Annotated in this window: 11 protein-coding genes; all 11 read left to right on the forward strand. The window is 41.2% G+C overall.

The window, feature by feature from the left end; genetic code table 11:
- Nucleotides 1–65 precede the first annotated feature (65 nt).
- Nucleotides 66–1,082: a polyprenyl synthetase family protein gene (locus ACESM0_RS04600; RefSeq protein ID WP_372904103.1), complete on the forward strand. Its 1,017-nt coding sequence runs from the start codon at nucleotides 66–68 to the stop codon at nucleotides 1,080–1,082.
- A gap of 6 nt (nucleotides 1,083–1,088) precedes the next feature.
- Nucleotides 1,089–1,853 carry a UDP-2,3-diacylglucosamine diphosphatase gene (locus ACESM0_RS04605; protein ID WP_372904105.1) on the forward strand — a complete coding sequence of 255 codons (765 nt, stop codon included), beginning with the start codon at nucleotides 1,089–1,091 and terminating at the stop codon, nucleotides 1,851–1,853.
- Nucleotides 1,854–1,855: 2 nt separating this feature from the next.
- Nucleotides 1,856–4,174, forward strand: coding sequence for a penicillin-binding protein 1A (locus tag ACESM0_RS04610; protein WP_372904107.1), 2,319 nt, complete (start codon nucleotides 1,856–1,858; stop codon nucleotides 4,172–4,174).
- Between the two features lies 1 nt (nucleotide 4,175).
- Nucleotides 4,176–4,823: a hypothetical protein gene (locus ACESM0_RS04615; RefSeq protein ID WP_372904109.1), complete on the forward strand. Its 648-nt coding sequence runs from the start codon at nucleotides 4,176–4,178 to the stop codon at nucleotides 4,821–4,823.
- A gap of 188 nt (nucleotides 4,824–5,011) precedes the next feature.
- A complete protein-coding gene (locus ACESM0_RS04620) occupies nucleotides 5,012–5,401 on the forward strand; it encodes an NADH-quinone oxidoreductase subunit A (RefSeq protein WP_372904111.1) in 390 nt (129 codons plus the stop codon).
- Between the two features lie 9 nt (nucleotides 5,402–5,410).
- Nucleotides 5,411–5,893: an NADH-quinone oxidoreductase subunit NuoB gene (locus ACESM0_RS04625; protein WP_322572144.1), complete on the forward strand. Its 483-nt coding sequence runs from the start codon at nucleotides 5,411–5,413 to the stop codon at nucleotides 5,891–5,893.
- Nucleotides 5,894–5,898: 5 nt separating this feature from the next.
- Nucleotides 5,899–6,411: an NADH-quinone oxidoreductase subunit C gene (locus ACESM0_RS04630; RefSeq protein WP_372904113.1), complete on the forward strand. Its 513-nt coding sequence runs from the start codon at nucleotides 5,899–5,901 to the stop codon at nucleotides 6,409–6,411.
- 9 nt (nucleotides 6,412–6,420) lie between these two features.
- Nucleotides 6,421–7,713, forward strand: a complete 1,293-nt coding sequence (gene nuoD, locus ACESM0_RS04635; protein WP_372904115.1) for an NADH dehydrogenase (quinone) subunit D — start codon at nucleotides 6,421–6,423, stop codon at nucleotides 7,711–7,713.
- A 5-nt stretch (nucleotides 7,714–7,718) separates the two neighbouring features.
- On the forward strand, nucleotides 7,719–8,249 hold the full coding sequence (nuoE, locus tag ACESM0_RS04640; protein WP_372904117.1) for an NADH-quinone oxidoreductase subunit NuoE: 531 nt from the start codon (nucleotides 7,719–7,721) through the stop codon (nucleotides 8,247–8,249).
- 5 nt (nucleotides 8,250–8,254) lie between these two features.
- Complete coding sequence (gene nuoF / locus ACESM0_RS04645) at nucleotides 8,255–9,550, forward strand: NADH-quinone oxidoreductase subunit NuoF (protein WP_372904119.1); 1,296 nt, start codon at nucleotides 8,255–8,257, stop codon at nucleotides 9,548–9,550.
- Nucleotides 9,551–9,641: 91 nt separating this feature from the next.
- A partial coding sequence (locus ACESM0_RS04650; RefSeq protein ID WP_372904121.1) for a 2Fe-2S iron-sulfur cluster-binding protein occupies nucleotides 9,642–9,925 on the forward strand: 284 nt, incomplete at its 3' end.

A 9,925-nucleotide genomic window follows, 5' to 3' on the forward strand; every position in this document is an offset into this window, starting at 1 on the left:
TTGCGCAAATATTTAATCAGTTTATTCTTACTTTTCAGCCAAATAAATAAAAGATAAAATAATAGATGGCCGAAGTGGCAACACAACAGATATCAGATAAAGCAAACAAACAACCTTCCCTAAAAGAGATTACTTCTCCAATACAGGAAAATCTTACTACATTCAGAACTTTTTTTAAAGATGAGCTGAGAAGTGACGTATTTGTTTTAGATCAAATTATACAGTACCTGTTACGTCAAAAGGGAAAAGAAATTCGGCCTACCCTTGTTTTTATGACTGCCAGAATGTTTGGCAACGTTGACAAGCGCAGTTTTGTGGCGGCAACCATGATTGAACTACTTCACACTGCTACACTCATTCATGATGATGTAGTGGATGAGTCTGATCTGCGAAGAGATTTCTTAAGCATAAACAAGCTATGGAAAAATAAAGCCGGTGTGCTGCTTGGTGACTTCCTCCTATCAAAAGGACTTTTAGTAGCCCTTGATTATAAAGAGTATGAATTACTTCATGTACTTTCCGATGCCGTTCGAAAAATGAGTGAGGGTGAACTGAGGCAGCTTAAAACATCGAAGCTCTTTAATATGACGGAAGAGCGCTATTTCCAGATCATATCAGAAAAAACTGCCAGTTTGATTTCTGCCTGTTGCGAATGTGGGGCCATCGCCGTTACAGACGATAAAGAGGTTATCAGCAGTATGAGAGAGATCGGGATGAACATTGGAATTGCTTTTCAAATTAAAGATGACCTGTTTGATTATGGGATTGATGACGTAGGTAAACCAACCCGCAACGATATTCAGGAAAGAAAGGTAACTCTACCACTAATTAAGGCTCTTGAGAAAGCACCCGTAACGGAACAGTGGAAGATCAGGCGTCTGATGAAAAAACGTAAGAAAAAATCAGCCAACGTCAACGAAATTGTAAACTTTGTTCATGAATACGACGGATTAAAAGCAGCTGAAGAAACCATGGAGAATTATGCTTCCATGGCTCTTACTTCACTGAACAATCTCCCCATTAAAACTGGATTAAAGGATTTTGAAGACTTAATTCGTTTTATCATCAACAGAAAAAAGTAGTTTATAATGAAACACCTTTTTCTGTCTGATGTACACCTCGGTGCATTTACCGATCAAAATAATGACAGGCTTGAAAATGAACTGATCGATTTGGTACGATTCTCCATCGAGGAGAAAATTCAGCTGCACATACTTGGTGATCTGTTTGATTACTGGATGGAGTTTGGCAATGAGGTTCCAAAAATTGGCCGACGCTTGCTTCATCAACTCTATGATTACAATCATTCATTCAGGCCGGCTACCTACATTACCGGTAATCACGATAATTGGACACAGGGTTATTTCGAAAAGCTAGGCTTTGATGTTCTTACAGATTACAAATCTCTCAATATTAATTCCCTGAAAGTATTTTTACATCACGGTGATGGTTTGCGTGATAAAAAGTTTGGCCTCGAAAGACCTTTTTATCATCGCATTCTTCGGCACCCTCTGTTTACGCGAATGTATCAATTAATATATGGAGCCGAGTCCGGAATCGATTTAATGAGGCAATTTTCTAACTACAGCAGGAATAATCCGAACCAGGACCCTGGGAGATTAAACGATTGGTCGCAGCAATTTCTAAAAAAATCCGATTATGATTACGTAATTTGTGGACACGATCATTTGCCAAGAGTGGAAACATTCTCTTTTGGTACATATATAAATCTGGGTACCTTTTTCAAGGAAAAAACCGTTGCATTGTATACCAATAAACGTATAGAACTCGTTAAATGGAATGCAGAAGACAGACGGTTTGACAATCTAAACTATTTACATACAGAAATTTAAAGATGAGCGATAACGAGCACAACATCGATATGGACCGGTATTTTGAAGACCCGGAGTATCGAAAAAGTGTAATGGGAAAAAGCAAAGAGAAGGATCCCAAAAAGAAAAACAATTCGAATGAGAAATCATTAAAGAGAAAAATTTATCTCTATGGAGGTCTTTCTCTCCTATTACTGATCCTTCTTGGAGCAGGATATTTTGTTTATCTATTACAGGCTCTACCATCAATTCAGGAATTGGAAAATCCACAAACAGCTGTAGCTACTGAGGTTCGCAGCCGGGACGGAGCTGTCCTTGATCGGTACTACGTTGAAAACAGAACATTTGTAACTATTGAAGAGATCTCACCAAATATCATAAATGCATTAATTGCTACAGAAGATCATCGTTTCTTTAATCATTGGGGAATTGATCTTCAAAGGATAGCAGGGCTTCCATATTATTGGATTCAAGGAAGAATTCAAGGCGGGTCAACGATCACCCAGCAGTTAGCTCGCAATCTTTACAGAGATATCGGTTTTGAAGTTTCTATAACCAGAAAACTTCGAGAGATGATTACGGCCATTCAGATCGAAAATAATTATACAAAGCGCGAAATCATTGAAATGTATCTGAATACCGTAGAATTCAGCAACAGTGCTTATGGCATAGAACAGGCTGCCCGTACTCACTATGGAAAATCTTCCAGAGACATCACCGTTAGCGAAGCAGCTACTCTTATCGGCCAGTTAAAAGCAGTTTACGCATATAATCCAAGACGATTTCCGGAGCGCGCAAAATCCCGGCGAAATATTGTTCTTCTTCAGATGTTTAACAGAGGATTCATAAGCACTGAAATTTTTCAAAACCTTAGCCTCGAAGATATCCAGTTAAACTACCAGCCTCCTTCAAGGTCAGGCAGAGAGAGCCGTTATTTTGGTGAATATGTTCGCCTTCGAATTCAGGACTGGGCTGTGGAAAACGGTTACGACCTATTTACAGATGGGCTCGTCATTTATACAACAATAGATTCAAGACTCCAGCGGCATGCTGAACGTTCTGTTCAGGAAAAACTCCTGGAATTTCAGCCTGAATTTGTGCAGGAATGGACTTCCAGCGGCGGAGACTACATGGATGAGTATTGGGAAAAATACCCGCAGTTCATAAGGCAGTACATGCGTGAAACAGATCGGTATAAAAATGCATTTCAAAAATACAATACTGATCAGGAATCAGTTGTATTTGAGGAACTGATGGCCGATTCCGCCTACGTAGATTCTGTTAAACGAATCAAAACGAAACTTCAGGCAAGTTTTACAGCTGTAGATCCATCAAATGGAAATGTTTTAGCCTGGGTTGGAGGTGCTGACTTCGGGTCGCAACAGTATGATCACGTCCACCAGGCAAGACGTCAAGCCGGATCTACATTTAAGCCTTTCGTTTATGCTGTAGCTATCGACAACGGTTACATGCCCTATCACAAATTCTCAAAATTCCCAACCAGTTTTATAGAAACCAACGGCAGACTCTGGAGTCCAAAAGATCCTTCCGTTCCTGCCGGACCTGAAATGGTTGCACTACGTGAGGCTTTAGCTCGAAGTCTGAATAATATTACGGTACGTTTACTGCCGGAAATAGCCGGAGCCCCCGGAACAAACAAAGCAAATGACCTTATGTCTGCTGCCAGAAAAATTGCAGAAATGGCATCCAATCTTGGAATAGATATGTCAGATTCTCAAATTTACCCTTCTATTGCTCTGGGAACCACAAAAGTTTCTCTACTGGAGTTGGTGAGTGCTTATACAACTTTTGTGAACCAAGGGGTTCACATAGAACCGGTTGCTATTACCCGGATTGAGGATCGTGAAGGGAACGTTCTTGAAGAATTCAATCCGAAATACACCGAGGAAGTTATCAGTCCGGAGACAGCATATATGATGATCGATATGATGCGTGGCGTAATTCGTGGTGGTGACGGATACAACGGCACAGGCGTTCGGTTAAGAAATACTTATAATGTACAGCAGGATGTTGCCGGTAAGACTGGAACTACTCAAAACAGTGCCGACAACTGGTTCGTTGCCATGATGCCCCATATTGTCATGGGATCTTGGGTTGGAGGTGAGGACCGGCGAATACGCTTTCCAACAGACGATCCAAACAGTATTGGACAGGGTGCCCGTACAGCCCTCCCTATCGTAGGGCAATTCATCAACTATGTAACTTCAGACCCTGATGCGCCCTGGAGCTATGACGCATTTGCGCAGCCACCGGGATTCGTTATGCCTGAAGATCCCGCTGATAGAGAGCGTGATGACCGGAGGGGAAGAATTGATTGGTAAAGTGAAAAATCAGACCCTAATATTCAGGCTCATCCTATTTTCAGTGCTATTTCTGAGTCTGAGTGCCGGCTGTAATCAGTCAGATGAAAAAATAGAATCTGAAACTGCTAAAAATACCAAAGCACTCGATGTTTCTGACGTTTACGAAAAGTGCGGTGATATTATATTTGCTGCCTTATTCCACCTGCCGAACACACAACAGTTTTTCGAAAATCGTGAACAATTTATTGGTCAACCGGCGAATTATTTCTCCGATTTATTAACTCAAGAGACAAAAGAGAACATCCTGATGCAGCTTACCCAACTTTACAAAAAAGCTGAAGGTAGTGATGAACTAGTAACTTTCAACAGATCAATTAATCAGTGGTGTGAAGCTAATAAAACAACTCAAAACCTTCAACATCAGCACAGTTATGAAGAGTTTTTAGCAGGCTTATTACGAAGTGAACGATTTGAATATCTGTTTTCTCAGCATTCCAACTCCCCAGTATTTCAAAGCGATGAATTTTCAGCTTTCGAAAAAGCTGCCTCACTCAGTTCAGCCCAGGGACAAGATATTATTTCAACTTTGATAACTGATCTTTCAATGCAGACGGCCCACCAGTTCGAACTTGACATTACAGCCCTCAAAGCTCTTTATCAATCCTGACTCAATATTAACTGCATAAAAACTATCAGAACATGATTTACGAGATTTTACTGAATTTCTGCTTGGTAAATTTTTTAAAAAAAGTGTTCAAAGTTGGGTCGAAAACCTGCTATATTCCACACGTAATTTCGTTGACTTTCCGTCGATGTGGCGGTAATTTATGGCAAAATTAATTCTAACTATTTTTCATGCTTGAACAATATTATCCCATTCTGGTACTGATTGGAGTAGCCTTCGTCTTAGCTCTTGTATTGATGTCGCTCTCACGAATTTTGGGACCCTATCGTCCAAATACAAATAAACTGAGCCCTTACGAAAGTGGTATGGATCCTGTTGGGGAGGCCAAAGAGCGCTACTCTATTGCATTCTATTTGGTTGCAATGGAGTTTATCGTCTTTGATCTGGAGGTTGTATTTATCTATCCCTGGGCTGTTCGATTTATGGAGCTCGGTACCGGAACGTTTATAGCCATGACAATATTTATAGTAGTACTATTCATTGGTCTGTTCTACACTTTAAAGAAAGGTACATTAGACTGGGACGCCAAGAATGTTAAATTTGAAGCATTATCCAAATAAGCGAAAATTATGGGTTTAGAAAGTTCTTTAAGTGAAGGGTATTTAACCACAAAGGTAGATTCTCTGGTCAATTGGGCCAGATCAAATGCTGCATGGCCAATGCCCATGGGTTTGGCTTGTTGCGCAATAGAAATGATGGCTTTTGCTGGACCGCGTTATGATGCTGCCAGATTTGGATCTGAAGTGATGCGTTTTTCACCCAGACAGAGCGACGTAATGATTGTTGCCGGTTGGTGTACATATAAAATGTCTCACGCCATTCGCCGAATCTGGGATCAGATGCCAGATCCAAAATGGTGTATTGCAATGGGAGCTTGTGCCTCTACAGGTGGAATGCATAGATGCTACGGAGTAGTTCAAGGCGTGGATAACTTTATCCCGGTAGACGCTTACATATCTGGATGCCCTCCCCGGCCAGATGCAGTACTGCATGCGTTAATGAAAATTCAAGATAAAATTAAAACTGAGCACTCAGTCGCGCTCGACAGCTAATTTTTATGAGTTTAGAATTATCAGAACCACTTCAAAAGGCAATTGATGGACTCTCCGAGTCATTCGACGACAAAATTTTAGATGTTTATCAATCTACCGACTCCACTTTTGTTGTGGTAGATCGAGAATCAATTGTTGAAATATCGAAATATCTAAAAAATGAACACCATTATACCTACCTGGCAGATGTATTCGGAATTGATCGATACACGTCAGAAGAGCGTTTTGAAGTGGTATATAACTTAATCTCGTTACGAGATGGCGTTCGCCTTTTCTTAAAAGTTCGCTGTGAAGAGGAAGAGCCAGAAGTTGATTCTGTTACAAGCGTTTGGAGCTCTGCAAATTGGGCTGAAAGAGAAGTTTATGACATGTTTGGCATACGATTCAGCAATCATCCGGATCTTAGAAGAATATTGATGCCTGAAGATTTTGATTATTTCCCACTTCGAAAAGAATTTCCCTTACTCGGAATTCCGGGATCTATCGAGCTGCCTAATTCTACACCCGATACTGAATAGTAAGATTTTATGAAATTAACGGACATTCAATCAAAAGTTCATTCCACGTTTTTTAAGGAGCATCAAAAAAAGCTCTATCAAAGCTTAGAGGATAAGCACACTACGATCGAAGAATTGGACGACGGTGATCCGCTTACTTCAAAGATGATCCTGAATATGGGGCCCCAGCATCCTGCAACTCACGGCGTGTTGAGATTGGTGCTTCAGCTGAACGGTGAATCTATTGAAAAAGCGAAACTCGATATTGGATATTTACATCGTGGAGTGGAAAAAATTGCTGAGAATAAGACATATCAGGAATTTATGCCATACACAGATCGTATGGATTATCTCTCGCCTTACAGCAATAACGTTGCACTCTGCCAGGCTGTAGAAAAACTGGCAAATGTAGAAGTCCCTGAACGAGCTCACTACATTCGGATGATTGGCTGTGAGTTGGCTAGAATTTCATCTCACCTTCTGTGGCTAGGAACGATGGTTATGGATGCCGGTGCTGTTTCTTTCTTTATTTGGACATTTAAAGAGAGAGAAAAAATTTATGACATTATGGACCGCCTGACCGGCCATCGTTTTACAGTCTCACATGCACGGATTGGCGGAGTTGCAAATGACATTACGGATGAAGCCATGGGAGCCATCAAAGAATTTGCAGAAACCTTCCCACAAGAGCTTAGAGACTATCACAAACTACTTGATAGAAATAGAATATTCATTGACAGAAATGAAGCAGTTGGCGTTCTGAAAACTGAAGATGCCCTGCGCTTTGGCGCTACAGGACCTGTTCTGAGAGCCTCAGGATTCGGATTAGACATCAGAAAGTTTGCTCCCTATGCCAGATACGATGAAGTTGAATTTAAAATTCCAACACGGATGGAAGGTGATAATTTAGCCAGATACTTCGTCCGTATGGAAGAGATGAGTGAAAGCGTTAGAATCATCAACCAGTGCATTGAAAAACTACCAAAAGGCCCCGTGCGTACCGATAATGCAAAACAGGCTTATCCCTCCAAAGATGAAGTGTACTACTCAATGGAAGGAATGATACATGACTTTATGATGACCGATACAGGCATCTGCCCGCCTGAAGGTGCAGAAACCTATTGTGCTGTAGAAGCACCAAAAGGCGAACTTGGTTATTATATTCAAAGTGACGGTACAGGGCATCCATGGAGATTAAAAGTTAGGGCACCATCATTTGCAAACCTTCAGGTTCTCGAAAATATCATTGACGGTGAAATGGTGGCAGATACTGTAGTTATAATTGGAGGTATGGATCCTGTAATGGGTGAAGCTGATAAATAATCATTATGAAATACGAATTCACACAAGACGATCTTAACGAAATTGAAAATCTCAAAGCCAAATACCCGGATGTGAAAGCGGCAACACTGCCCGCTCTTTGGGTTGCTCAGAATCGCTTTGGCCATGTAGATGGAGACGTTCAAAAGCTTGTAGCTTCTACATTGGATTTACCTGATGCTCATGTTCACGGTGTTGCAAACTTCTACACACAGTACTACAAGGAAGAAAAAGGCAAGTTTGTACTGGATGTCTGCACCTGTCTTAGTTGTCAATTATGTGGCGGCTATGACATTCTTGAACACGCGGAGAAAAAGTTAGGTATTAAAAAAGGTGAAACTACCGATGATGGTTTGTTTACCCTGAATGAAGTTGAATGTCTGGGTGCTTGTGGGTACGCCCCAATGCTTCAGGTTACCAACGATAAATACGTGAATAACCTGACTCCCGAAAAAGTTGATAAACTAATCGATGATCTGAAATCAGGGAAAACACCTGACTACGAACAAATTGAAATGCCACTCAGAAAAGTTAAATAGGGACTATGAGTACAGTTGATTGGAAAAATTATGAGCCGGTATTGATTCCCAACATCAAGGATCTTGATAAGATTGATGTTTATCGGAAAAATGGTGGCTACGAAGGCTGGAAAGCTGTTTTGACAGATAACAAAAAATGGGCCGATCCCAAAAATGTTGTCAATGAAGTTAAAAGTGCTAATATCAGAGGTCGTGGCGGTGCAGGATTTAATGCCGGATTGAAGTGGTCATTTATGCCGCCGGCCGACGGAGGACCTCGATATCTGGCTTGTAACGGTGACGAATCTGAGCCTGGTACATTTAAGGATCGAAAGATTTTTGAGTATAATCCTCACATTTTTATTGAAGGTGCTCTAATTGCCGCTTATGCAATGGAAGTGACGGCTATTTACGTCTACATCAGGGGTGAGTACAAAGCTTACATCGATATGATGGAGAAAGCGATTCAGGATGCCTACGATGCCGGTATGATTGGGAAAAATATTTTCGGAACCGACTACAGCGTTGATTTTTATATTCACTCCGGAGCAGGTGCTTACATCTGCGGTGAAGAGACATCCATGCTAGAATCACTTGAAGGAAAACGAGGTTATCCAAGAGTAAAGCCTCCGTTTCCTGCACAAAAAGGGCTTTGGGGAAGACCTACAACAATCAATAATATAGAAACTCTTGCTCATGTACCAAATGTGATCAATAAAGGAGCAGACTGGTTCAAAAATGTGGGTGCCGAAAATCACCCCGGACCTCTTCTATATGGAATCTCAGGGCATGTGAACCGTCCCGGTGTTTATGAGCTGCCATCCGGAATACCTATTCTGGAATTGATCAATGATGTTGCCCAGGGAATGAGAAACGGAAAAAAATTGAAGGCCGTTATTCCGGGTGGATCATCTACTCCGGTAGTTAGAGCAGATCAGTTGGACGGGGTAACGATGGACAGCGATTCATTACGCGAAGTTGGTACAATGCTTGGAACTGCCGGTATGGTTGTTATGGATGAAGATACCGATATGGTAGATATGCTATGGAGAATCACTCATTTCTATCATCATGAATCATGCGGGCAATGTACCCCATGCCGTGAAGGAACCGGCTGGCTTGAAAAAGTAATGCTGAGAATTAAAAACGGTGAAGGTGAAATCAAAGACCTGGACCTGCTTTTGGATATTACTACCCAGATGGAAGGCAGAACAATTTGTGCATTAGCTGATGCCGCCGCATGGCCGGTCAGACATACAATCACACGTTTCAGGGATGAGTTTGAAGCAAGATGCAAAAAATCTGTTCACGCTGTAGCTTAACCGAATTTTGCATTAATTTTTAAATGAAATTAGATGAACGGTTTATCTAAGATATTTAGATAGATACTCTCAAAATTAAGACTAAGATATAATGCCTGAAGTATTTATAGATGGGAAACGATTCGAATATGAAGGAGATCAAAGACTTCTTCAGTTCATCCAAGATCAAGGTATGGAAGTACCTTTTTTCTGTTATCACCCTTCAATGTCTGCTCCTGCCAATTGCCGGCAATGTCTGGTTAAGGTAGGGCAACCTGTTAAAGACAGAGAAACAGGAGAATATGAGCTTGACGATGATGGCGAACGTGTAATACGTTGGTTCCCCAAACTTCAAACATCCTGTAACACCATGATTTCTGATGGCATGGTGGTTCT

The organism is Rhodohalobacter sp. (genome assembly GCF_041686455.1).
GTDB lineage: Bacteria > Bacteroidota > Rhodothermia > Balneolales > Balneolaceae > Rhodohalobacter.

Bases quoted from the DNA above. Each gene is read 5' to 3' on its own strand.
- ACESM0_RS04600 (WP_372904103.1), top strand. From the start codon at position 66: ATGGCCGAAGTGGCAACACAACAGATATCAGATAAAGCAAACAAACAA.
- ACESM0_RS04605 (WP_372904105.1), top strand. From the start codon at position 1,089: ATGAAACACCTTTTTCTGTCTGATGTACACCTCGGTGCATTTACCGAT.
- ACESM0_RS04610 (WP_372904107.1), top strand. From the start codon at position 1,856: ATGAGCGATAACGAGCACAACATCGATATGGACCGGTATTTTGAAGAC.
- ACESM0_RS04620 (WP_372904111.1), top strand. From the start codon at position 5,012: ATGCTTGAACAATATTATCCCATTCTGGTACTGATTGGAGTAGCCTTC.
- ACESM0_RS04625 (WP_322572144.1), top strand. From the start codon at position 5,411: ATGGGTTTAGAAAGTTCTTTAAGTGAAGGGTATTTAACCACAAAGGTA.
- ACESM0_RS04630 (WP_372904113.1), top strand. From the start codon at position 5,899: ATGAGTTTAGAATTATCAGAACCACTTCAAAAGGCAATTGATGGACTC.
- nuoD (WP_372904115.1), top strand. From the start codon at position 6,421: ATGAAATTAACGGACATTCAATCAAAAGTTCATTCCACGTTTTTTAAG.
- nuoE (WP_372904117.1), top strand. From the start codon at position 7,719: ATGAAATACGAATTCACACAAGACGATCTTAACGAAATTGAAAATCTC.
- nuoF (WP_372904119.1), top strand. From the start codon at position 8,255: ATGAGTACAGTTGATTGGAAAAATTATGAGCCGGTATTGATTCCCAAC.